The sequence below is a fragment of the Fuscibacter oryzae genome, from assembly GCF_016765795.1.
GTDB classification, from domain to species: Bacteria; Pseudomonadota; Alphaproteobacteria; order Rhodobacterales; family Rhodobacteraceae; genus Fuscibacter; species Fuscibacter oryzae.
In genome coordinates, this window is the sequence record NZ_JAESVP010000007.1 from 153074 (window position 1) to 175417 (window position 22344).

The window sequence follows — 22344 nt, forward strand, 5'->3', positions numbered from 1 at the left end:
TGGAGATCAATATGACAGAAGCAACGGTGCGTGACGAAGAGGTGTTGCCTCCTTTTGAATCGCAAAGATACCATCACATTGATCCGGCGCAGCCGGTAGCTGAAGATGCACTGCCTGGGCGGGCCAGCCGCCCGAGGCGGCGGTTTCTTCGGGTTATCGGGGTTCTTGGGGTGTTGGGGTTTCTGGGCTACGGCCTGGGCGGCTATATCTCTGCAAGCGAAACATCCAAGTCGATTATCGCTGACATTCTCAAGAAAAATGGGCTGGGCAACGCATCGCTCGATGGCATCAAGGTTCCGCTTTGGGCCGGGTTCTCTGACTTTGAAGGTTCGGCCCTGATTTCATTCCCGAACGACGAGAGGGTGATTGCTGCGTTTTCCTACACGACAGTTGGGGACACAGCCTTTGCCTCCTTTGCCCCGGCAGAGTGGTCAAATATCATTGTGGTTTCACAGCAAACGAAGTGACCACCTGCCCAGCTTTGCCTTGGCCAGCCCCGCCCCGCGCAGGGCTTTCTCGTTCTTCCCTTCCGTGATTCTGCTTCCATGCCAGGCGTGGCGCTCATATTGATGGGGATATTTATCCCTTTCATGTATTGACAGGGATAAATATCCCCGATTAGATGCCCCCATCATTTCCGATGGAGGCGCAGTTGCAGCAGTTCCAGACCTACCAATCCCGCCTTCCGGCACCGCAGGACGACGCCCGCCCTGTCGGGCTTGGCTTTGTCGAGGCCGTCCTTTGGGTGCTGATCATGATCAGCCTGATCGCAGTGATCCGCATGGCGGCTGCCCTGTCCGTCGATCTGGCGGGCGTCGTGACGCAGGCCCAGGCGATGGGGGGCATGTGATGATGGCCTTGATCTCTGTCGCGGCCTTTCTGGCCGTCCTTGCCCTTGGGTTCATTGCTTACGGGGGGTGGGAGTGATGGACGTTGTTCGCCACCGTTACCGCTCGTTGCCCAGTTGCGACCTGATGACGATCGACTGGACGGCCCCGCCCAAGGGCAAGCGCCGCCCGCGCCTGATGATGGCGGCCGTTGTGGCCGCGGGCCTCTTGCTGGCCTCGGCCATCGTCGCCCGCGCCACGCAGTGGACCGACGAACAGGGCGACCCGAACCCGGATTGCACCGGATCGTGCCACGACACCGGCATACCGAACCCGCCAGCACCGCCCAGCCCAGCGCCACGGGCCAAGGATGGGTCGGAAGGGCAGGGCGGCCAGTCCTATCGCCAGTGCTGCATCCGGCCCGATGGTCGGCTGCGGGTCATCATCGGCCCGAATGACGACGCGGCCCGCGCCCAGCGCGCCTGCCATCGCGTCGAGGCGCCCAAGCGTTGCGAGGCCCCACTGTGACCAAGCCCAGCTTTACCCCTTCGTCGGTTACTGTCGATGCCGCCGCGCTGCGCAATGCCTTGGCATTTGCCCGGTCGATCGTGGAACGGTGGAACACCATCCCGATCCTTGGCCTTGTTCGCCTGACCTATGACATAGAAGGCTTGCTCCACATCGAAGCGACCGATCTGGACATTGAGGGCCGGATCGAGATCGAGGCGACGGGTGACTACGGGTTCGACGCGATGCTGGACCCGCGCTTCCTGGGCGGCTTGGTGCAGTTTCATTCCGGGCCGGTGACCATTTCGCGGGTCGAGGCGGATATTCTGACCGTCGAGGCGGGCGACATGACGGCCCGCCTGCGCGAGATTTGCCCGGTTACAGATTGGCCGGTGCGCGATGACCTGCCCGGCTGGACTGAGGCTTCGGCGGTGGGCGAGGCGGTGTTGCACAAGGCCATATCTCACGCGATGGCGTCAATCTCGACCGAAGAGACGCGCTATTACCTGAACGGCATCTACCTGCATGGCCTTGGCGAAAAGGACGGCACGCCGCTGCGGCTGGTTTCGACCGATGGTCACCGCATGACGGTCTACGACACCGATGTGGCGTGGCCACATCTTGCCGCCATCGTGCCCAGCAAGACGGCCAAGCTACTGCACTGGCGGCTGCTGAAGGGCGGAAACGGCGCAATCGCCATCACGTCGCAGGTTGCTTACCATAAGGACAAGGACGGCAAAGAAAAGCCGTGGGCCGCACGCCTGCGCTTTGCGGGCAATGGCTGGGCAATCACGTCGAAGATGATCGACGGAACCTATCCCGACTACACCCGCGTCATCCCTTCGCCGGTCGAGGATATTGCGGTCACGCTGAACTATACCGCGCTGCGACGCTTCCCGCACCTCGACCGTTTCCGGGCGCAGGCTGTCGAGATCAACCCCGACGCGGGCCGCATGTCGATCCGCGACCCGGAAGGCACGGTTGTTTCGATGCCCTGCGTTGGCAAGGGCAAGCCCTTCGGCCTGAACCTTCGGTATCTGAAGGACTTTGCCCGCTCGTCGGGCACGGTGCGGATCACGGGCAGCACCGACAAAGACCCCTTCCGCGTCCTGTCCGAAGACCCGGCGTTGACGCAGGTGATCATGCCCATGCGCGTCTAGCGCGGGCCACGAATGGTGGGCGGGGTTGCCAGTGCCTGCAGCGCCATCTTCTCGCGGAGAGAACTGGATGGGAACCGAGAGCAAGACCAGCGGTGACAGGTCGGAGAGACGACACTTTCGGTGCGCACCGCGAGGCTCACCTGATCGGAATTCGCGCGGCAGGACAAGGCGACCTGCACAGCCAGAGCCTGACAGCCGGGAGAGACCGGCAACCACTTTCAGCATAGGAGTCAGCATGTTCGACCTTGAAGCTCACCTAAAGCGGCAGATGGCCTTTAGCCGCGCCACCTTCGGCCCCGGCGAACGGCGCGCGGGCGTCGCGGACCATATCAAGCGCGAATTGACGGGCGAGGTGATCCCTGCCGGTTCGCCTTACGAGGCGGCGGAAGAGTGGGTTGATGTTGTCATCCTTGCGCTGGACGGCCTGACCCGTGCGTTGCGCGAAGCTGGCGTGCATCCTGGTGAATTGGCGGCCGAGGCCTGCGGGATGATTGAAGACAAGCAGGACGAAAACGAACAGCGCAACTGGCCCGACTGGCGCACGGCCGACCCGAACAAGGCCATCGAACACGTCAAGGCGCAGGCGGAAGCCCTCGACGCCGCTGGCGCCCAGAACATTCGCTGATCGGGGGCCGCCATGGACAACAAATCTATCGCCCTGATGGGCATGGCCCGTGACGAAATCCGGCAGCTGCGCCGCGTCGTGGCCGAGCTGGCCCCGCGGGCCGAAGCCTATGACGCGCTGCGGCAGGTTATCGGGCTGATCCCGCGCCCGTCGCAGGGCTATGCGCCCGACATTGCCCACAGCATCGACGTGCATATCGAAAAGCTGACGGCGGCACAAAAGGCCCCGGAACCGGCCTTCGTGGCCGATGACGTTGGCGGGGGGGGTCTGAGCATGTCCGACCCCTACAACGTCACCGCCGACGAACTGAAGCAGTTCATCGAACGGTATGAACAGCTTGAGGCCGAAAAGAAGACTGTGGCCGAACAGCAGAAAGAGCTGATGGCAGAGGCCAAGGGCCGCGGCTACGACACCAAGATCTTGATGAAGATCGTGGCCCTGCGGAAGCGCCAGCCTGATGACATTGCCGAAGAAGAGGCGGTGCTGGAACTCTACAAGCAAGCGCTGGGGATGGGCTGATGGACACGGTTGTCGATCAGACGGCCGCCTGGGTCGAAGGGACCATCGCGGCGCGCAAGCGGCTCAAGCCTCTGGCCGATCAGAAAAAGCTGATGGGTCAGGGCAAGGGCTGGTGGGCCGCGCCCGATGTGCTGGACCCCTTCCAGCGCCGCGCCTTCGCCATTCTGGGCGTGATCGGCCGTGGCATCTACAACGCCCCGATCGACTGGGACTCGATCTTCTGGAAGATGCCCGGCGCGCTGAAGGTGACGTGGAACGGCCAGAGCTTTGCGACCTGGGACAGTGACGAACTGACCCGCGCCGTGATGCTGGCCCATGACGCAGGTATCCGCTTCGCCATCGCGCCCCACAGCTATACCGCGCTAGAAATCGTCATGACCCGGCGCGACCGCGATACTGCAGGCATCTGCGGAAGGAAGCCGTCGCTGACGGAAGCGGTGATCACCCATCGGCAGCGTTACCCCGAAGGCCACCCGATCATCTGGACGCCCAGCGCCGGGATGGCTGCGGAATGAGGATCAGCGCCAAAGACGCGGCAGTCATCCTGAAGGCCGAAAAGGCTGCGCAGGGCAATCGCCGCGTCAAAGGCGCGAAGCGGGTCAACCTGGACGGCATCTGGTTCGACAGCCAGCGCGAGGCCACGCAATGGGCCGCGCTGATGTTCCGCCAGCGGGCGGGCCAGATCAGCGATCTGCGGCGGCAGGTGAAGATCCCGCTCAAGGGCGCGGCCGGGCCGATCCTGACCCCCACGGGGCGGCAGATGCACTACGTCGCGGACTTCGTTTTCTTCGAAGACGGATTGCGCGTGATTGCCGACGCCAAGGGCCACCCGACTGAAGTTTTCCAGATCAAGCAGGCCGTCCTGGCGGCCATGGGCTACAAGATAAGGATTTTGTGATGGATTTCCCGAAGGACGCCGCGATGGCCGACGATCACGCCGTCGATGCCTTCGCCATGATGATGAAGGCCAAGCTGGCATCGTCGCGGGCCAAGGGCCGGGGCGGCTGGCAAACCTGTTCCCCCGATCGGCTTGTCCTGATGTTTTCGGAACACTTGGGCAAGACCAACGCGGGCAACTGGGTGGACCTCGCCAACCTAGCCATGATGATCCACCTGCGCGAGACGATGGACGGTCAGGCGGCCACGCCGCTGGACCCCAAGACCTCGGCCGCGTGGTGGGTGGCAGATGTGATTGCCGATCTGAAACCCGGTGTCAGCTATACCAAAGACCAGATCGCCCAGCGCATCGCGGCGCATCTGGACTGGGCCAACGCCTGCAACGGCGCGCGGCCGGCGGTGGGGGCTGTGTGATGCCTAGCCGCTGCGCCTATCCCGGCTGTGACCGTCGATTGTCGGGCGCGTCCACCACGGGGCTTTGCCGAATTCACAACCATGCCGAAGGCCTGTGCCGGTGCATCCAGTGCGCGGGTCTTGCGGGCAAGGGCAAGCCTGCGGTGCGGCGGGCAGAGGAAAAGCCCGCGGCCCGCCCAGCGCCTGCGCCTCGGCCGAAGCCGCTGGGCGTGCGCAAGGGCATGGTGCCGATCCGGCACCGTTACGGCGTCGCAATCACGGCGACCAGCTATCGCGCGATCCGCGATCATGCGGCCCGCGTCGGCCTGACGGTTGACGACATGATTGATGCAATCCTGACCCGCGCCGTCGATGTGGACGGCCTGGACACCCTGTTTCCGATCGAGGTGGCGGAATGAGAACCTTTGCCGCACATCAGCGCGACCAGGATCAGGGCCGCTACGACGACGAAGACCAGCTCGGGATGCAGCACGACCCCACGACGCGCGACGGGGCCATGGCTATCCTGTCCTCGCGCGGCGGCAAGAAGGCCGCGCAGATCGCCATTCTGACGCTGTGGCGGGCCGCCAAGGACTGGCGCGATGGTTATATGCCCACCGCCCGCATAGGTGCCCCCCTGCGCGTCATTCAGGCGCTGGAAAACATCGGCTTGGTCGAGGTGGCCGAAGATGATCGCGGCATGGCCCTGCGCTTCCGGCTGACGCCGAAGGGCGCGCTGATGGCCGCCAAGAGACAGGGGGCAGGGAAATGAGCTTCGCACCGCGGATCAGCACGGCCTTCCTGTTGATGGCCCAGTATCAGGGCCGCCCGGTGATCCCGATCGAGGCGGTGGCCGAAGATCATTTCCGCATGACGACGCCCAAGCTGTTGGAACGGATCAGCCGCGGCGAAATCAAGCTGCCCGTGGTCCGCATGTCGGATTCGCAAAAGGCGGCCAAGGGCGTCCACCTGTCCGATCTGGCCGACTATATCGACGCGCAGGCCGACAAGGCTCGGAAAGAGGCGCAGGCGCTACGCTGAAGGCTGGGGCAACAACTTGGCCTTCCACTCCCACTTCGCCCATCTGTCGCCCACCTCGTCGATGTGGGTGTATCTCTGAAGGCTCTGCCAGCTGCGGTGCCCACTGACCGCCGCCACATGCGGGATGTTCTGCCCCATCTCGAACAGCCGCGAAATGCCTTCGTGCCGCAGGTCATGGAAGTGCAGGTCTTTGATCGCAAGGAACTTGCAGGCCCGCGTGAACCCGGCCGATATGGCGTCGGTGCTGAAGGGGAATATCTCGGCCGCGACCTTGGGCATGGTGCCGATCAGCGCCTCGGCCTCGGGCGGCAGATCAACCCACACGTTGTTCCCGTCCTTTTCATCGGGGTCTTTCATATCCCTGACCAGCACCTTGCCCGGTTTAAGATCTTCCCACCGGATGCGCGTAATCTCTTCCTGTCGCCTGGTCGAGAACATGGCGAAGAATGCGACCTTGTGCATGGGCATCGCGCCGCGCCGCTTTGACCTTTCCACAAAATGGGCCATCAGCGCGTCCATTTCCTCGATTGTCGGGCGCCGGTCACGCTTCTTCGATTTCGAGGTGATGCCCAACTTCTTGCAGACCACCGTAGCCGCCTTCATTTCGCCTGCGTCCAAAGCATAGCCCCAAGCGGGCTGGGCGACGGCGAAGACGGCCGACAGGTGGCTTAGATAGTTGGCGACGGTCTGGGGCTGCACCTTCTTGGAAAGCTCGGTCGCCCAGCTGACAATATCGTGGCTGCGGATTTCATGCCCGGCCAGCGCCGCGATGCTGTGCGATTTGATGGCGTTCAGCACCTGCGCCTTGGTCTTGCCCATCTCCTTCAGGCTCTCGCGGATATAGTCGTCAATCGCCTCGCCCAGCGTGCCCTTGGGTTTACCCCATCCATCGCGTGCGATTTCCGCCTCGCGCCGCTTCATCCAGGCGCGGGCCGGTGGTTCCCGGTCGAAGGTTCGCGCCTCGGTATAGACCTTGACCCCCTTGCGCTTTATGACGATCTGGGCGGTGAAGCCGAAGCTCCCATCTGCCCGCTGCCTTTTGTTGATGCTACCCACGGTCCTACACGATGCCTGAAAGTCCTACATTTGTAGGACTGCACATCTGGGAACGGGTGTAAACAGGGCAAAACCGGGAACAAATCGGCAGTGTTTGACGAGGCGCAAGTGACTGTGCAGAAAGAAAAACCCAGCAACTACAATGCCTTCCGGCTATCTGTTGCGCCGATGATGGACTGGACGGATCGGAACTGTCGGTTCTTTCACCGCCAGATGACGCGGCGCGCCATGCTTTATACCGAAATGGTCACGGCCCCGGCTGTGATCCATGGGCCAAAGCCGCGGCTGTTGGATTATTCCGGGGCCGAACACCCCATTGCCCTGCAACTGGGCGGGTCTGACCCGACCGAACTGGCGCAGGCCACCCGCATCGCGCGCGACTGGCGCTATGATGAGGTCAACCTGAACGTCGGCTGCCCGTCCGACCGGGTGCAATCGGGCTGCTTTGGGGCCGTGCTGATGCTGCGCCCCGATCTGGTGGCCGATTGCCTGCGCGCAATGCAGGATCAGGCCGATGTGCCGGTTACGGTGAAATGCCGGATCGGGGTGGATGATCAGGTTCCCGAAGACGTTCTGCCCGCGTTTCTGGAGACCATGGCCCGCGCCGGCGTGCGCCATGTGATCGTTCATGCCCGAAAGGCGTGGTTGCAAGGCCTTAGCCCCAAGGAAAACCGCGAGATTCCGCCACTGGATTACCCCTTGGTCGTCCGCATGAAGCAGCAGTTTCCTGAGCTGATCCTGTGCATCAACGGTGGCATCACCAGCCTGTCACAGGCGCAGGGCCTGCTGGATCAGGGGTTGGACGGGGTGATGCTGGGCCGCGCCGCCTATCACGATCCGGCATCGGTGCTGATCGGGGCCGATGCGCTGTGGGGGGACAGTTTTGCCCCCGATCCGGTGCAGGTGGTGCAGGCTATGCGGCCCTATATCACCGCGCATCTGGCGGCGGGCGGGCGGCTTCATGCGATCACCCGCCACATGCTGGGCCTGTTCCACGGGCGGCCCGGCGCGCGGATGTGGCGCCGGGTGCTGTCCGAAGGGGCAGGGCGCGCCGGGGCAGGACTGGACCTGATCGACGCCGCGCTGGGGGCGGTGGAGGGGGCGCAGATTGGGGCGTGAAATCACGCACCCTGCGCCACGCCGCGCCGTGCCATCACCACGCGGCTCAGCAAGAACGCCGCCACGCCACAAATGGCGATGGTGACCAGCATCGGCACCGGCGTTCCGTCAAAGAACGGTCCGGCCACGGCAACCAGCACCCCGCCCGTCACCATCTGCAACGTACCCCCAAGCGACGAGGCTAGACCCGCCTCCTCTCCGTGATCATCCAGCGCCAGCACCATGGCTGTTGGAATCACAAACCCAAGGCAGGCATTGGCGCAGAACAGCCCGGCGATCACCAGCCACAGCGGATGGAACCCGGCCAGCGCAACCGCAGCCAGCGCCACGGTGAACAGGCCAAAACCCGCCGCCGCAACCGCCATCACCGGGCGCGGGCCGAACCGCATGCCCAAAGGCCCGGCCAGTTGCGAAGAGGCAAAGAACCCCAGCGCATTGACCGCAAAGGCCAGCGAAAACCCGGTGGGCGACAGGCCAAAGAACTCGGTATAAACAAAGGCCGCCGAGGCGATGAAGACAAAGAAACTGGCCATGCCGAATCCACCAAGGAAGGTCAGGCTTAAAAACCCCTTGTCGCTTAACAGTTTGCCCGCTGCCGCGCGGGTTTCGGCAAAGCTGAACGGGTGGCGGTGTTCGGGGGCCAGCGTTTCGGGCTGAAACAGCGCCAGCGTGATCAGGCTGACAACCGAGGCCGCCAGCAGCGCGCCAAAGATCACCCGCCACCCTGTCAGTGCCATCAGACCAGACCCGGCCAGCGGCGCCAGCATGGGCGAAACCGAAATCACCAGCATCACCGCCGCCATCAGTTGCGTGGCGCGCGGCCCGGTGTGCATGTCGCGGATGATGGCACGCGGCACCACCATGAAGGCGGCCCCGCCCAAGCCCTGCACCGCCCGGCCCGCAATCAGCCAGCCGACCGACGGCGCAAAGGTGCAGATCAGCGATCCGATGGCGAAGACCACGATCCCGGCATAAAGCGGCGGCTTTCGCCCCGCCTGATCGGCCCAGGGGCCATAGATCAGTTGCGCAAGACCAAAGGCCAGGAAATAGGCGGTGATCGTGGTCTGCATCCCCTGTTCGCTGGTGGCAAGGGCCTGGGCAATCGCAGGCATCGCGGGCAGATAAAGATCAATCGCAAAGGGGCCAATGCAGGACAAAAGGCCCAGCACCAACGCAGGGCGCAGCAAACGGTCGGACATGATTGGGGAACCTGTGATGTAAAGGTATGGCACAGGTTAGCCATTTTGCCGCACCTGCACAACCCTGCCACTGGCCCTTCCCCGCCGCTGCCTCTAGGCTGCGCGAAAAGATGAGGATGCGATGACCGAACTTGTGACCCTTGGCCTTGTGCTTGTGATCATCGGCGCCTTTGCCGGTGTGGTCGGCGGTTTGCTGGGTGTGGGCGGTGGGATCGTGCTGGTTCCAGCGTTTTTCTATGCGTTCCAGCATCTTGGCTATGGTGGCGATCACCTGATGCAGGTCTGCGTTGCGACCTCGCTTGCCACCATCGTCGTCACCTCGATCCGGTCGATGAACGGGCACAACAAGAAGGGCGCGGTCGATTGGGCCACCCTGCGCCGCTGGGGGCCGGGACTGGTGATCGGCGCGGCGCTGGGGGTTCTGGTGGCGGCGCAGGTGAAATCGGTGGTGTTGCAGGCGGTGTTCGGGGTGCTGGCGGGAATTGCGGGCCTCTACATGGCCTTTGGCCGTCCGCAATGGCGGCTTGGCCAAGCAATGCCGGGGCCTGCCGGGGCAGGGGGCCTGTCGGGGGCCACCGGGTTCTTTTCGGCCATGATGGGGATTGGCGGTGGCACCTTTGGCGTGCCGCTGATGACGCTTTTCAACATGCCGATCCACCGGGCGGTGGGCACGGCTTCGGGCTTTGGTATCCTGATCGCGGTGCCTTCGGTGCTGGGGTTCCTGCTGCTGCATGTGCCGGACGCGCCGCCCTATACGGTGGGCGCGGTCAATCTGCCCGCGTTCCTGATCGTGATCGGGTCAACCCTGCTGACCACGCCCTGGGGGGTGCGGCTGGCCCATGCGATGGACCCCAAGCCATTGAAGCGGGCCTTTGCGATTTTCCTTGTGCTGGTGTCCTTGAACATGCTGCGCAAGGTGGTGGGATGGTAGGCGACTGGCACAGGTTTGAGGCCGACCCCGGCCTTGCCGCCTGGGCGCGCGCCGCGCTGCCACTTGCAATCGAGGCGTTGCACAACAGCGAGGAACCCCGCCGTTGCGGCGGCACATGGGATGTGGGGCTGGACCTGTTGCCGAACGAACCGGATGGCTCCATCGGGGGTGTCGCCTTTCCATGGGCGGCCCTTGGCCTGACGCCGCAGCCCTTGCACCGGGCGCAACTGTCCACGGTTTATCCCGGTTATCCGCAACCGTCCGATGAGGAAACCGAGGCCGCCTATCGGTTCCGGTTGACCCGCGATGCCGCGCATCTGGATGGGCTGCTGGCGATAGGGCCCGATCGCCAGCGCATGGTAAAGGAACCACATGGCTGGATTTTGGGCATTCCCCTGAATGATTGCAGCGCCGACGCGGCCCCCTTGGTCGCATGGCAGGGCAGTGCCAACATCTTGCGGGCTGCGCTGCTCGCGGCTTTTGGCGATTCGCCGCCCGAGCAATGGGGCGACATTGATGTGACCGCAGCCTATACCGCCGCGCGCCGCCAGATTTTCGAAACCTGTCCGCGCGTGGAACTGCCCACCCGACCCGGAGAGGCGACGCTGATGCACCGGCTGACGCTGCATGGTGTGGCCCCTTGGGCCAAGGGGGCCACCGCCCCGGCAGAGGGGCGGATCATCGCCTATTTCCGGCCTGTGATGGGGTCAGTGCAGGAATGGGTCGGGGTATAACGGGGCTGCCTTAGCCCGGCTGACGCCCCAGCCGCCCACCACGCCGCTTGGCCAACAGGCCCGCGCGGCCCGGCAGTTCGGCCATGATCGCCCGGCGCTGATCAGAGGTCATGCCAGACCAGCGGCCGATCTCGTCCAGTGTCCTGCGGCAGCCAACGCAAATCTTTGCCTCGGGGTGTACGACGCAGATCTTGACGCAGGGGCTTTCCACCTCGTTCCGTTTCCAGATGTCGTCCAACCTAGCCCCCGATATACGCCAGACGATCCAGCGCTCCTTGCAGAATATACCCGGCAGCCACCTGATCGATCACCTCTTTGCGACGTTTGCGCGACGCATCCGCCTCTAACAGCGCGCGTTCGGCGGCGACGGTGGACAGACGCTCATCCCAAAAGCCGATGGGCAGGGGCGTCAGCTTTTCCAGATTGCGGGCAAAGGCGCGGGTCGATTGCACCCGCGGCCCCTCGCTTCCGTCCATGTTCAGCGGCAGACCCAGCAGCAGCCCCGATGCCCCGCGCGCCTCGGCCAGCTTCAAAAGCTCTGCCGCGTCCAGCGTGAATTTTTGCCGCCGGATGATCACCACCGGCGTCGCCACCCGCCGCCGCAGGTCTGAAATCGCCACGCCAATCGTCTTGTCGCCCAGATCAAGGCCAAAGATCGCCCTGTTGGGCGGCAGGGCGGCGGCGAAGTCTTCAATGCGGTCGCAGATCATGGAGTCGCCCCGGCGGCGGCGCGCAGCCGTTCCTGTGCCGCAGGGTCGGCGGCAAAGGCCTTTTCGGCTGCCGTCAGCGCGGCTTTTACCCGGTCAGGCTGGTTCAGTACCTTCAGCGCGTTGAACAGCTTCAGCCATTCCGCCTCTGGCCCGCCTTCGGACAGCAAGCGCCCCTCCAACTGGCCGACCATGCCTTCAATCATCGATTGCCGGTCCTCGGCGCTCATCTCTCCGGCAGCCTCCACCGCAGCCGCATCCGGCCCTTTGGCATCGGGTAGAGTATAGCGGATGCCCGCGCGGTCGGCGGCCTCTTGCAGACCGGCGCGGATCGGGGCCTTCCACGGCGCATCCTCTGGGCCTTCGCGCAACAGCGGCTCCCACAATTCAAACGTGCGGTCGGCGCGGCCCACCTGCGCGAACATCAGCCCCGAGTAATAGCGCGCCAGCGGGTTTTTCGGGTCAAGCGTTAGCACTTTGACCAGTTCCGCCTCGGCCTCGGGCGAGATATAGCCACCCGCTGCGGCAATCAGATATTCGGCGGCGGCCAGATGGTCGTCCGGCCCGGTCTTGGCGCCCAGAACCGACAGCAGATGGCCCTGCGCCGCCGATGCGGCCTGATAATTGGTCAGCGCCGCCTCATTCTTGGCCAAGAGGGAGAGGCCTTGCAGGTCATCTGGGCGCGCCTTTACTGCAGCGCGCAGCTTGTCCATCAGGGCCATGAACTCGGCATCGGCCTTGGGGGCTTGGGTCGGTTTCGGAGCCTGCGCCTCGGCCTCGGCCTGATTGGGGCGGGTGCGGTATAGCTCTTCGGTTGCCGCCAGCCGGTCGTTGATCGGCAGATCGGGATAGCCCGGCGCGCCAAGGCGCAGATACAGCGCCACGCCGCCCGTCATCACCGCCACCAGCGCCATCACCACCGGCATGACCGGCAGGCTGCGCCCGCCGCTGGCGGCCTGCGCTGCCTTGTCCGCATCCAGAAGGCGGCGCGACACCTCGACTCGCAGTCGCGCGGCCTCTTCCGGGGCCAGAACGCCACGGGCAAGGTCGCGGTCCACCTCGGCCAATTGCGCGCGGTAAACGGCAAGGTCAGGATGATCCGCCTCGTCGCTTTCGGGCGGCTTGGTCAGCGCGCGCAACAGCAGCGCCAGAACCGCAACCGCCGTTCCCCCCGCCACGGCCCAAAAGCCGAAATCACCCATCTTGCGCCCCCTTTTTTCCGGCCCGCTTTCCGGTCCAGCCCGGCCCAGATAGTCTTTTCCCGCGCCCGGCAAAAGGGTTTCAGGTGCCGCAGGGCCGCCCGCGTCATGCCGTGTCGTAATTTTCCCGATTGTGCCGCTGCTGGGGGCGGTTAATTTCGTCTTCGGGACGACAACAATCGTCACGCCCGAACCCTTCGGAGAGCTGCCCATGAAACGCTATTCGGTCTTTGCCATTGCCCGTCAGGCGATGTCGTATCATCAGGGATGGGAGCGTGCCTGGCGCGCACCAGAGCCGAAGAAGGAATACGACGCCATAATCATCGGCGCGGGTGGCCACGGTCTGGCGACGGCCTATTACCTGGGCAAGAACCACGGCATCAAGAATGTAGCCATCATCGAAAAGGGCTGGCTGGGCGGTGGCAACACCGGGCGGAACACCACGATCATCCGGTCGAACTATCTGCAAGACCCGTCTGCCGCGATCTATGACAAGGCGCTGTCGCTATATGAGACGCTGTCGCAGGATCTGAACTACAACGTCATGTTCAGCCCCCGTGGCCTGCTGATGCTGGCGCAGACCCATCATGAGGTGCGCGGCTATCTGCGCACGGTCCATGCCAACCAGTTGCAGGGCGTTTCGACCGAATGGATCAGCCCGGCCAAGGTGAAAGAGCTGGTGCCGATCATGAACATCGACGGCCCGCGCTATCCGGTGCTGGGTGCGCTCTATCAGAAACGCGGCGGCACCGCTCGGCACGACGCCGTGGCATGGGGTTATGCCCGCGCCTGTTCCGACATGGGCATGGACATCATCCAGCAGACCGAAGTGACCGGCGTCCGCACCGAGGGCGGCGTTGTGCGCGGGGTCGAGACGACCAAGGGCTATATCGGCTGCAAAAAGCTGGGCATCGTCGTGGCGGGCCATTCCGGTCAGGTCGCCGACATGGCGGGCTTCCGTCTGCCGCTAGAGGCGGTTGCGCTGCAAGCCTTGGTGTCGGAACCGATCAAGCCAACCATTGATGTGGTGGTCATGGCCAACACCGTCCATGGCTACATGAGCCAGTCCGACAAGGGCGAACTGGTCATCGGCGGCGGCACCGACAGCTTCAACAACTACACCCAGCGCGGGTCTTTCCACCATATCGAGGAAACCCTGCGTGCCCTGATCGAGACCTTCCCGATCATTTCCCGCCTGAAAATGCTGCGCCAGTGGGGCGGCATCGTGGATATGACCGGCGACCGTTCGCCCCTGATTTCCAAGACGCCGGTTGGCAACTGCTTCATCAACTGCGGCTGGGGCACCGGCGGCTTCAAGGCGATCCCCGGCTCGGGCTGGGCGATGGCAGAGCTGATGGCCAAGGGCGAACCGGGGCCGCTGGCGGCCGATTTCAACATGTGGCGCTTCCGCGAAGGGCAGTTCATCGACGAGTCGGTGGCCGCCGGGGTGGCGCACTGATGGCACATCACCAGACGCAAATTCCTTCGAAGGAATTTGCAAAAGTTTTCGAAAACTTTTGCGGCACCGCCGCGGAAACGGAGCGCTGAGATGCTCATCCTTGAATGCCCCTACTGCGGCGTGAAGGCCGAGGAAACCGAACTGGCGAACGGCGGCGAGGCGCATCTGAAGCGGTTCGGCCCCGGTTCGGCCGATAACGATTTCGAATCCTACATGTTCGCCCGCAAGAACCCCAAGGGCGTGCATTTCGAACGTTGGCGCCACAGCTATGGCTGCGGCAAGTGGTTTCTGGCCGCCCGCTGCACCGCCACGCTGGAGGTGTTCGGCACCTATCCGGCACAAACCGCGGAACCGCCCGCCGACCTGCAAGCCAAGATCAAGGCCAAGCGCCCCGACTGGAAGGGTTACTGATGAGCACGCGTCTTTCCAAAGGTGGCCGTCTGATCGACCGGACGAAGCCCCAGACCTTTACCTTCAACGGCAAGTCGATGGCGGGTTTCGCCGGTGACACGCTGGCCTCGGCGCTGCTGGCAAACGACCAGATGCTGGTCGGCCGCAGCTTCAAATATCACCGCCCGCGCGGCATCGTGGGGTCGGGCCCGGAAGAGCCGAACGCGCTTGTCAACCTTGGCACGGGCGCCCGGTTCGAACCGAACCAGCGCACCACCACGACCGAGCTGTTTTCCGGCCTGACCGCCACCAGCCAGAACCACTGGCCCAGCCTGGAATTTGACGTGGGCGTGGTGAACAACTATGTCGCGCGTTTCCTGCCGGCCGGGTTCTATTACAAGACCTTCATCCATCCGCGTTTTGCCTGGAAGCACGTCTTTGAACCCATCATCCGCCAGTCGGCGGGTCTGGGTCAGGTGCCGAAAGAGGCGGATGCCGACCGTTACGAATACGCCTATGGCTTCGCCGACATTCTTGTGGTGGGCGGCGGCATTGCGGGCCTGCAAGCGGCTTTGGCGGCTGCCAAGGCGGGCGCCCGTGTGACCGTGCTGGAGCAGACCGCCCATTTCGGTGGCCGCGCGCCGGTGGATGGCGATGTGATCGACGGCAAGCCTGCCGAGGAATGGGTCAAGGCGACGGTTCAGGCCCTGTCGGCGATGGAAAACGTGACCGTGATGGCCCGCACCATGGCCGTTGGCGTCTATGACCACGGCTATGTTCTGGCCGAGGAAAAGGTGGCTGACCACACCCCCGGCGATGGCCGTCCAAAGAAACGGATGTGGCGTCTGCGCGTGGGCAAGATCATCACCGCGACAGGGGCGATCGAACGCCCGCTGGCCTTTGCGGGCAATGACATTCCCGGCGTGATGCTGGCGGCTGCTGTGCGTGACTATGTGGTCAACCACGGCGTCAGCGTCGGCGACCGCACGGTGGTTGTGACCAACAACGACGACGCCTATCGCACCGCCATCGCCTTGAAAGAGGCGGGGCTGGAGGTTCCGGTGATCCTGGACGCTCGTGCAGCCGTGTCGGGCGATCTGCACGCCAAGGCCCGTGCGCTGGGTATCCGGGTGGAAACCGGCAAGGCGGTGGTCAAGGTCAAGGGCGGCAAGCGTGTGACCGGCGTAGCCATTGGTGCGCAGGCGGGCGAAGGCTCGGTTCTGGAAGAGGTGGCTTGTGATGCCGTCGCCATGTCGGGCGGCTGGTCGCCGGTGGTTCACCTGTTCAGCCATTGCGGTGGCAAGCTGAACTGGGATGAGGCGCAGGCCCATTTCCGCCCCGATGCCAACCGCGCGCCGACCAACCAGAATGGCGAGGCGATGGTTTATGCGGCGGGCACCGCCAACGGTCTGCTGACCGGCGATCAGGTGCTGGCCGATGCGGTTGCGGCGGCCGATGCGGCACTTGGCAAGGCCAGCGGCGTTGCGGCGGCCTCGGTCACGGTTCCGGCCGAAGGCGCGATGCTGCCGGTCTGGATCATGCCGCAGGGCGCTGGCCCGGCGCTGAAGATGAAGATGTGGCTGGATTATCAGAACGACGTGAAGGTTTCCGACGTTCAACTGGCCGCGCGCGAAGGCTATACCTCGGTCGAACATACCAAGCGCTATACCACGCTGGGCATGGCGACCGATCAGGGAAAGCTGTCGAACATCAACGGCTTGGCGGTCCTTGCCAATGCGCTGCATGAAGACATTCCGCGCGTCGGCACCACCACCTTCCGCCCGCCCTATACGCCCGTCACCCTGGGCGCGCTGGCTGGCGAGTCGCGCGGTGAGATCTTCCAACCGCTGCGCCGCAGCCCTATCCATGAATGGCACGAGGCCCATGGCGCCTATATGGAGCCGGTGGGCCTGTGGCGCCGCCCCTATTGCTTTACCCGTGGGGCCGAAAGCCATGAGGCTTCGGTGCATCGCGAGATCCTGAACACCCGCAGCAATGTGGGCCTGCTGGATGCCTCGACCCTTGGCAAGATCATCGTCAAGGGGCCGGATGCGGGCAAGTTCCTGGATATGCTTTACACCAACGTCATGTCGAACCTTGGCGTCGGCAAGTGTCGCTATGGCCTGATGTGCAGCGAGCAGGGATTCCTGTCGGATGACGGCGTGGTTGTGCGCTTGTCGGATGACACTTGGCTGTGCCACACCACCACCGGCGGCGCGGACCGCATCCACGGCTGGATGGAAGACTGGCTTCAATGCGAATGGTGGGACTGGCAGGTCTATACCGCCAATGTGACCGAGCAATATGCCCAGATCGCGGTGGCTGGCCCCAAGGCGCGGCAACTGCTGGAGAAACTGGGCGGCATGGATGTGTCGAAAGCCGCGCTGCCCTTCATGGCGTTCAGCGAAGGCAGCCTTGGCAACATTCCGGCGCGGGTGCATCGCATCTCGTTCTCGGGCGAGCTGAGCTATGAAATCGCGGTTCCGGCCAGCCATGGCCTTGCCCTCTGGGAGCGTCTGATCGAGGCGGGGCAAGAGTTTGGCGTGATGCCCTACGGCACCGAAGCCATGCACATCATGCGGGCCGAAAAGGGCTTTATCATGATCGGCGACGAAACCGATGGCACGGTCATTCCGCAAGACCTGAACCTTGGCTGGGCTATTTCGAAGAAGAAAGCCGACTATCTGGGCAAGCGCGGGCAGGAACGGAACTACCTCGCCAGCCCTGACCGCTGGAAACTGGCCGGGTTTGAGACGCTGGACGGCAGCGTGATCGAAGACGGCGCCTATATTCCGGCGGTGGGCAACAACCCCAACGGTCAGGGCAACACCCAAGGGCGCGTCACCTCGACCTATCACAGCCCGACTTTGGGCAAGGGCATCGCCATGGGTCTGATCCATGGTGGCCTTGGCCGGATGGGAGAAGTGGTGGAGTTCACCAAGATGGATGGCGGCCGGGTCAAGGCCCGTGTCGTTGACCCCGTGTTCTACGACAAGGAAGGAGCGCGCAACGATGTCTGATCCCGTCTCGCCCTTGGGCAATGCCCGCTTTGACGGCTTCGTTTCCGTGCGAGAGGTCGGCCCTCTGGGCATGATCACGCTCCGCGCCAAAGCGGATGTGAAGGAACTGGCCGCAGCCATCAAGGCGGCGGTCGGCACCACGGTGCCCGCACAGCGCCGTGTCGTGATCAACGGCGACCGTGCCGCTGGTTGGATGAGCCCGGACGAATACCTTCTGGTGCTGCCCTATGATCAGGTGGCCGCGGCGATGGCTGCGATTGCCACCGCCATGGGCGGTGCGCACCACCTTGCTGCCGATGTGTCGGACGCGCGGGCGATTTTCCGCGTCGAAGGAGCCAAGGCCACGCAGGCGTTGCAAAAGCTGATGCCGGTCGATTTCGCCACGCTGGAACCGGGCGAGTTGCGTCGCAGTCGTGCCGCCCAGGTGGCGGCGGCGATCTGGGAGCAGGACGGCGGGTTCACCGTTGTCTGCTTCCGCTCGGTCGCGGCCTATGTGTTTGGCCTGCTGAGCCATTCGGCGCAGCCGGGCAGCGAATTGGCCTGACCTGGGTTTCCCCAACCATAAGGCCCGCGCTGCAAGGCGCGGGCCTTATGGTTTCAAAAGCCTTGTGAACAGGGTTTCCAGAAACCCCTCGGCCTCGGTGAACGGGTCATGCCCTTCGCCCAGAACCGCCCGCACCTGCACGTCGAAATCGGCGTAATGCTGCGTCAGCGCCCAGATCGAGAAAATCAGGTGATGGGGGGGCAGGCGGGCGATGCGGCCCTGATCCATCCAGCCCGTCAGAATCTGCGCCCGATCCTCGACCAGCGCTTTCAACTCGCCTTCAATCGCGGGCAGGATGCGGGGGGCACCTTGCAGGATCTCATTGGCGAACAACCGGCTTTCGCGCGGGAAATCGCGGCTCAGCTCCAACTTGCGCCGGACATAGCCCATGATCTCGGCCAAAGGCTCCCCATCCGGGTTCATCGCGCGCAAGGGGTCAAGCCAGGTTTTCAGCAGGCCAGCCAGCAGCGCCGCATGGATCGCCTCTTTTGAGGGGAAGTAATACAGCAGGTTCGGCTTTGACAGGCCCGCCACCTCGGCAATCTGGTCCAGCGTGGCACCACGAAAGCCGTTGGCCGAGAAAACCTCCAGCGCGGCTTCCAGAATGGTGGCAGAGTTTTTGGCCTGTATGCGGGTGCGCGGTCGTGTCATCATTTTCCTGCCTTGGGCGGGCAGATTGGCCTAAGGCGCGCGCGGATGCAAACCCGGAAGGATAGAATGGAACAGGCAGTTGCAACGGTTCTTGTCGAGGATGCCCGCGTGCGGGTGACCCGGTTCGATTTCGCGCCCGGTGCGGCGACCGGCTGGCACCGGCATGGAATGGATTATGTGATCACCGCGATCACCGACTGCCCGATGCGGATTGTCGGGCCGGATGGCGCGGCGCGCGACGTTCTGGTGCCCGCGGGCACCGCCTATGTCCGCGATGCCGGGGTAGAGCATGACGTGGTGAACGCAGGCAGCGCCTTAATGAGCTTTGTCGAGATCGAGCTTAAGGCACCAGTTTCGCCAGCGCCCTGACCACCAGATCATGGTCGTCGCGGCTGGGCAGGCCTGAAACCGTGGCGACCGCCACAACACCCGCCCCCGCGACGCGGATCGGCACCGCGCCGCCGTGGTCGGCGTGCTGCATCGGGTCCAGCCCCTGATAGGCCAGATCGCGGTCCTTTTGCGCGTTGCGCAGCCCGATGATCAGTGACGCCTCGTGAAACATCAGCGCTGCCGCACTTTTGCGCCGCGCCCACAGGTCGTTCATCGGGGTTGAACCGGGCAGGGCGGCGTGAAATAGCGTGCGGTCGGGGGTGCGGATGTCGATTACCACCGCCAGCCTTTCGTCCCGCGCGATGGAAACCAGCACTTCGCCCAGTTCCAGCGCTGTTTCCTCGGTGAACGCGGGCAGGATCAGCTTGGACAGTTCGGCTTCAAGTGCGGAAATTTCTGACATGGTTTCCCTCCGTTCAGATGGCTCCGATTCCTTTCAGAATGATACTCTTTACGCTTTCCTTGGCGGCCAGCCACTCAGCATCCGACAAGGGCTGGCCATCATTCAATGTCTCGATCTGATGGCCGAAATCGGCGTAATGTTGGGTTGTGGCCCATAGCATATACAGCAGATGCCGGGGATTCACCGGGTCCATCCGCCCTTCGTCAACCCAGTTCTGGATCAGCCGGGCGCGACCCGCCGTCCAGTCGCGCAGCGTGGTTTCAAGATAGTCCTGAATGACCGGCGCGCCGTGCATCACCTCGGAGGCCCAGACCTTGGACCCGTTGAGGTGGCGGCGCGAAATCTCCATCTTGGCATCGACATAGGCGCCAATCGCTTCAACCGGGCCGGGCGCGGCATCAAAGCAATCCGCCGCGTGCAGCCAAATTTCAAAGATGTTCTGCACCACCCGGCGATAAAGGTCTTCCTTGGTGGCGAAATAATAATGCAGGTTCGCCTTGGGCAGCCCGGCCATGTCGGCAATCAGTTGCATCGTTGCGCCGCCAAAGCCCGCCTCGGCAAATACCATCTCGGCTGCCTGCAAAATAAGCGCCTCGTTCTGGGCGCGGATTTCATTGCGGCGAAGGGGGCGGGCGTTTTCGTTCATGGCCTCGCGTGGCGTCAAGATTTTCGTTGACCGTCTGGTCAGGTTGTGGTGCGCTTCACCTTGACCATACGGTCAGGAAAAGATTCGCCGCAAGGGGCATAAGACCCCGACGGCATGGGAGATATGAGCGATGGCCTCACCGGGTGAAAACATCCGCATCAATTCTGCACGCCTGTGGGACAGTCTTGAGGATATGGCCAAGGTCGGCCCCGGCATCGCGGGCGGCAACAACCGCCAAACCCTGACCGATGCCGACAATCAGGGCCGCCACCTGTTCGCGGGCTGGGCCAAGGCTGCCGGAATGACCATGGGTGTCGATACCATGGGCAACATGTTCTTTACCCGGCCGGGGACGGACCCGGCTGCGCTGCCGGTCTATATGGGCAGCCATCTGGATACCCAGCCGACGGGCGGCAAGTATGACGGGGTTCTGGGGGTCTTGGGGGCCTTGGAGGTGGTGCGCACCATCAACGACATGGGCATCAAGACGCGCCATCCCATCGTCGTGACCAACTGGACGAACGAAGAGGGCGCGCGGTTCGCCCCCGCCATGCTGGCCTCGGGCGTGTTCGCGGGTATCCATACCGAGGCCTATGCCAAGGCCCGCACCGACCTTGACGGTCTGGTCTTTGGCGATGAACTGGCCCGCATCGGCTGGGTCGGAGATGAGGCCGTTGGCGCCCGCAAGATGAAGGCGATGTTCGAACTGCATATCGAGCAGGGGCCTATCTTGGAGGCTGAAGGCAAGGAAATCGGCGTCGTCACCCACGGGCAGGGCCTGTGGTGGCTGGAAATCACGCTGACCGGCAAGGATGCCCATACCGGCAGCACGCCGATGCACATGCGGGTGAATGCGGGGCTGGGCATGGCCCGGATCACCGAGCGGGTGCATCAGATCGCCATGGCGCATCAGCCGAACGCGGTGGGCGCGGTGGGGCAGGTCAAGGTTTTCCCCAACAGCCGCAACGTGATCCCCGGGAAGGTGGTGTTCACGGTGGACATCCGCAGCCCCGAACAGGGCAAGCTGGATGCGATGAAGGGCGAAGTGATCCGCGCCGCCCATGCCGTCGCCCGCGACCTGGGCCTTGGATGTGAGATTGAGGAGGTCGGCCATTTCGACCCGGTCACCTTCGCACCCGAGCTGGTCTCGGTCGTGCGGGCCAAGGCGGAAAAGCTGGGCTATGGGTATATGGACATCATCAGCGGCGCCGGTCACGACGCCTGCTGGATCAACCGCGTGGCGCCGACGACGATGATCATGTGCCCGTGTGTGGATGGGTTGAGCCACAACGAGGCCGAAAAGATCAGCCCGGAATGGGCGGCGGCGGGGGCCGATGTGCTGCTGCATTCGGTGCTGGAAGTGGCCGAGGTGGTGGAGTGAGCAACTGCGATGTCAGGGCGGTGAAGGGCGGATTTGCTGGAGAGCTTTACGCGGCTGTTTTTGCTGTTGTGCTTTTCTATCTCCCAGCACCATTGGAGGCTGGGGAGTGGCAAGTCCTCTATATGGCTGACACCGGTGGGAGTAGGCTTTGGGCCACAGATGATCCAGCCGAAGCGACCGAAATTATCGCGCGAGTAATTTCGCCAGACTTTGCAGTATTATCGACATCCTGCCAAAAGGCTCCAAGTGGATTTACCTATCTTAGTATAGGGCAATCAGGCTCAACTGATGGACCAGAATTTATGAATGCAAGTTCGTTCGTGTCATTCCAAGTTGATGAAAAACCACCTCATCATGCAGCAAGACCTGAATACATACAGAGTACATTTCACGTCGCTGTTTCCAATAAACTCTTGATGGAAATGGCCGCGGGATCGCGCCTTGTAATGCGTTATGGTTCGGAACCCTATCAGCGGAAGATCTTCACCCTGCGGGGATCGCAAAATGCGCTGAACAAAGTCGATTGCAATCCGTTGGAGTGATCAC

Annotated in this window: 30 protein-coding genes; 22 read left to right on the forward strand and 8 right to left on the reverse strand. The window is 63.5% G+C overall.

The genetic code is table 11. The features are described from left to right. Positions 1 to 11: 11 nt before the first annotated feature. From JI744_RS14740 to JI744_RS14795, 12 genes are all read left to right on the forward strand, one after another. Entirely contained in the window at positions 12 to 467 is a 456-nt protein-coding gene (locus tag JI744_RS14740; protein WP_202661896.1) for a hypothetical protein, read from the forward strand. Positions 468 to 622: 155 nt separating this feature from the next. Beyond that, positions 623 to 850: a hypothetical protein gene (locus JI744_RS14745; RefSeq protein WP_202661897.1), complete on the forward strand. Its 228-nt coding sequence runs from the start codon at positions 623 to 625 to the stop codon at positions 848 to 850. 76 nt (positions 851 to 926) lie between these two features. Beyond that, entirely contained in the window at positions 927 to 1355 is a 429-nt protein-coding gene (locus tag JI744_RS14750; protein WP_202661898.1) for a hypothetical protein, read from the forward strand. Further along, a complete protein-coding gene (locus JI744_RS19135; protein WP_202661899.1) occupies positions 1352 to 2494 on the forward strand; it encodes a DNA polymerase III subunit beta in 1143 nt (380 codons plus the stop codon). Before JI744_RS14750 ends, JI744_RS19135 begins: the two co-directional genes overlap by 4 nt. A gap of 235 nt (positions 2495 to 2729) precedes the next feature. Beyond that, positions 2730 to 3119, forward strand: coding sequence for a dATP/dGTP pyrophosphohydrolase domain-containing protein (locus tag JI744_RS14760; protein ID WP_202661900.1), 390 nt, complete (start codon positions 2730 to 2732; stop codon positions 3117 to 3119). A gap of 273 nt (positions 3120 to 3392) precedes the next feature. Next, entirely contained in the window at positions 3393 to 3638 is a 246-nt protein-coding gene (locus JI744_RS14765) for a DUF2312 domain-containing protein (RefSeq protein ID WP_202661941.1), read from the forward strand. Continuing rightward, positions 3638 to 4153: a hypothetical protein gene (locus JI744_RS14770; RefSeq protein WP_202661901.1), complete on the forward strand. Its 516-nt coding sequence runs from the start codon at positions 3638 to 3640 to the stop codon at positions 4151 to 4153. The genes JI744_RS14765 and JI744_RS14770 overlap by 1 nt, the downstream gene beginning before the upstream one ends. Beyond that, a complete protein-coding gene (locus tag JI744_RS14775) occupies positions 4150 to 4536 on the forward strand; it encodes a DUF1064 domain-containing protein (RefSeq protein WP_202661902.1) in 387 nt (128 codons plus the stop codon). Before JI744_RS14770 ends, JI744_RS14775 begins: the two co-directional genes overlap by 4 nt. Next, a complete protein-coding gene (locus tag JI744_RS14780) occupies positions 4536 to 4949 on the forward strand; it encodes a hypothetical protein (RefSeq protein ID WP_202661903.1) in 414 nt (137 codons plus the stop codon). Before JI744_RS14775 ends, JI744_RS14780 begins: the two co-directional genes overlap by 1 nt. After that, a complete protein-coding gene (locus tag JI744_RS14785) occupies positions 4949 to 5347 on the forward strand; it encodes a hypothetical protein (protein WP_202661904.1) in 399 nt (132 codons plus the stop codon). Before JI744_RS14780 ends, JI744_RS14785 begins: the two co-directional genes overlap by 1 nt. Next, the gene (locus JI744_RS14790; protein WP_202661905.1) at positions 5344 to 5700 is read left to right on the forward strand and encodes a hypothetical protein; all 357 of its coding nucleotides are present in this window, start codon (positions 5344 to 5346) and stop codon (positions 5698 to 5700) included. The genes JI744_RS14785 and JI744_RS14790 overlap by 4 nt, the downstream gene beginning before the upstream one ends. Continuing rightward, positions 5697 to 5969 carry a pyocin activator PrtN family protein gene (locus JI744_RS14795; RefSeq protein WP_236019469.1) on the forward strand — a complete coding sequence of 91 codons (273 nt, stop codon included), beginning with the start codon at positions 5697 to 5699 and terminating at the stop codon, positions 5967 to 5969. Before JI744_RS14790 ends, JI744_RS14795 begins: the two co-directional genes overlap by 4 nt. On the opposite strand, the gene JI744_RS19350 is transcribed toward JI744_RS14795, so the two are convergent. Continuing rightward, entirely contained in the window at positions 5961 to 7025 is a 1065-nt protein-coding gene (locus JI744_RS19350) for a tyrosine-type recombinase/integrase (protein ID WP_202661906.1), read from the reverse strand. The two genes, JI744_RS14795 and JI744_RS19350, sit on opposite strands and share 9 nt — an antisense overlap. Before the next feature lie 114 nt (positions 7026 to 7139). Between JI744_RS19350 and dusA the strand changes: the two genes are divergently transcribed. Continuing rightward, positions 7140 to 8144, forward strand: coding sequence for a tRNA dihydrouridine(20/20a) synthase DusA (gene dusA, locus JI744_RS14805; RefSeq protein WP_202661943.1), 1005 nt, complete (start codon positions 7140 to 7142; stop codon positions 8142 to 8144). Between the two features lie 2 nt (positions 8145 to 8146). On the opposite strand, the gene JI744_RS14810 is transcribed toward dusA, so the two are convergent. Further along, positions 8147 to 9343 (reverse strand): multidrug effflux MFS transporter, encoded by a 1197-nt coding sequence (locus JI744_RS14810; protein WP_202661907.1) that lies wholly within the window; start codon positions 9341 to 9343, stop codon positions 8147 to 8149. 121 nt (positions 9344 to 9464) lie between these two features. On the opposite strand from JI744_RS14810, the gene JI744_RS14815 reads away from it, so the two are divergent. Further along, on the forward strand, positions 9465 to 10274 hold the full coding sequence (locus JI744_RS14815; protein ID WP_202661908.1) for a sulfite exporter TauE/SafE family protein: 810 nt from the start codon (positions 9465 to 9467) through the stop codon (positions 10272 to 10274). Next, positions 10268 to 11008 carry a hypothetical protein gene (locus JI744_RS14820; protein ID WP_202661909.1) on the forward strand — a complete coding sequence of 247 codons (741 nt, stop codon included), beginning with the start codon at positions 10268 to 10270 and terminating at the stop codon, positions 11006 to 11008. Before JI744_RS14815 ends, JI744_RS14820 begins: the two co-directional genes overlap by 7 nt. 10 nt (positions 11009 to 11018) lie before the next feature. Here the strand turns inward: JI744_RS14820 and JI744_RS14825 are convergent, their stop codons facing one another. From JI744_RS14825 to ccmI, 3 genes are read right to left on the reverse strand one after another with little or no spacing between them, the layout of a single operon-like run. Further along, entirely contained in the window at positions 11019 to 11246 is a 228-nt protein-coding gene (locus tag JI744_RS14825; protein ID WP_202661910.1) for a DUF1289 domain-containing protein, read from the reverse strand. 1 nt (position 11247) lies between these two features. Then, complete coding sequence (gene ruvX, locus JI744_RS14830; RefSeq protein WP_202661911.1) at positions 11248 to 11718, reverse strand: Holliday junction resolvase RuvX; 471 nt, start codon at positions 11716 to 11718, stop codon at positions 11248 to 11250. Next, positions 11715 to 12917 (reverse strand): c-type cytochrome biogenesis protein CcmI, encoded by a 1203-nt coding sequence (gene ccmI / locus JI744_RS14835; RefSeq protein ID WP_202661912.1) that lies wholly within the window; start codon positions 12915 to 12917, stop codon positions 11715 to 11717. Before ccmI ends, ruvX begins: the two co-directional genes overlap by 4 nt. A 208-nt stretch (positions 12918 to 13125) precedes the next feature. Here ccmI and JI744_RS14840 point away from each other — a divergent pair, with 208 nt between their 5' ends. The 4 genes from JI744_RS14840 to JI744_RS14855 all read left to right on the forward strand — a co-directional run bounded on the left by JI744_RS14840 (position 13126) and on the right by JI744_RS14855 (position 18327). Further along, on the forward strand, positions 13126 to 14373 hold the full coding sequence (locus tag JI744_RS14840) for a sarcosine oxidase subunit beta family protein (protein WP_202661913.1): 1248 nt from the start codon (positions 13126 to 13128) through the stop codon (positions 14371 to 14373). Between the two features lie 90 nt (positions 14374 to 14463). Then, positions 14464 to 14784, forward strand: a complete 321-nt coding sequence (locus JI744_RS14845; protein ID WP_202661914.1) for a sarcosine oxidase subunit delta — start codon at positions 14464 to 14466, stop codon at positions 14782 to 14784. Beyond that, positions 14784 to 17783, forward strand: coding sequence for a sarcosine oxidase subunit alpha family protein (locus JI744_RS14850; protein WP_202661915.1), 3000 nt, complete (start codon positions 14784 to 14786; stop codon positions 17781 to 17783). The genes JI744_RS14845 and JI744_RS14850 overlap by 1 nt, the downstream gene beginning before the upstream one ends. Beyond that, the gene (locus tag JI744_RS14855) at positions 17776 to 18327 is read left to right on the forward strand and encodes a sarcosine oxidase subunit gamma (RefSeq protein WP_202661916.1); all 552 of its coding nucleotides are present in this window, start codon (positions 17776 to 17778) and stop codon (positions 18325 to 18327) included. Before JI744_RS14850 ends, JI744_RS14855 begins: the two co-directional genes overlap by 8 nt. Before the next feature lie 45 nt (positions 18328 to 18372). Here the strand turns inward: JI744_RS14855 and JI744_RS14860 are convergent, their stop codons facing one another. Beyond that, positions 18373 to 18978 (reverse strand): TetR family transcriptional regulator C-terminal domain-containing protein, encoded by a 606-nt coding sequence (locus JI744_RS14860; RefSeq protein ID WP_202661917.1) that lies wholly within the window; start codon positions 18976 to 18978, stop codon positions 18373 to 18375. Positions 18979 to 19044: 66 nt separating this feature from the next. On the opposite strand from JI744_RS14860, the gene JI744_RS14865 reads away from it, so the two are divergent. After that, positions 19045 to 19347 (forward strand): cupin domain-containing protein, encoded by a 303-nt coding sequence (locus JI744_RS14865; RefSeq protein ID WP_202661918.1) that lies wholly within the window; start codon positions 19045 to 19047, stop codon positions 19345 to 19347. Here JI744_RS14865 and JI744_RS14870 read toward each other — a convergent pair. Both JI744_RS14870 and JI744_RS14875 read right to left on the reverse strand, forming a co-directional pair. Then, on the reverse strand, positions 19319 to 19771 hold the full coding sequence (locus tag JI744_RS14870; protein ID WP_202661919.1) for a heme-degrading domain-containing protein: 453 nt from the start codon (positions 19769 to 19771) through the stop codon (positions 19319 to 19321). The two genes, JI744_RS14865 and JI744_RS14870, sit on opposite strands and share 29 nt — an antisense overlap. A gap of 13 nt (positions 19772 to 19784) precedes the next feature. Further along, the gene (locus tag JI744_RS14875) at positions 19785 to 20417 is read right to left on the reverse strand and encodes a TetR/AcrR family transcriptional regulator (RefSeq protein WP_202661920.1); all 633 of its coding nucleotides are present in this window, start codon (positions 20415 to 20417) and stop codon (positions 19785 to 19787) included. A gap of 130 nt (positions 20418 to 20547) precedes the next feature. Between JI744_RS14875 and JI744_RS14880 the strand changes: the two genes are divergently transcribed. Together JI744_RS14880 and JI744_RS14885 are read left to right on the forward strand one after the other, a co-directional pair. After that, entirely contained in the window at positions 20548 to 21798 is a 1251-nt protein-coding gene (locus JI744_RS14880; RefSeq protein WP_202661921.1) for a Zn-dependent hydrolase, read from the forward strand. After that, a complete protein-coding gene (locus JI744_RS14885) occupies positions 21795 to 22340 on the forward strand; it encodes a hypothetical protein (protein WP_202661922.1) in 546 nt (181 codons plus the stop codon). The genes JI744_RS14880 and JI744_RS14885 overlap by 4 nt, the downstream gene beginning before the upstream one ends. Positions 22341 to 22344: the final 4 nt, after the last annotated feature.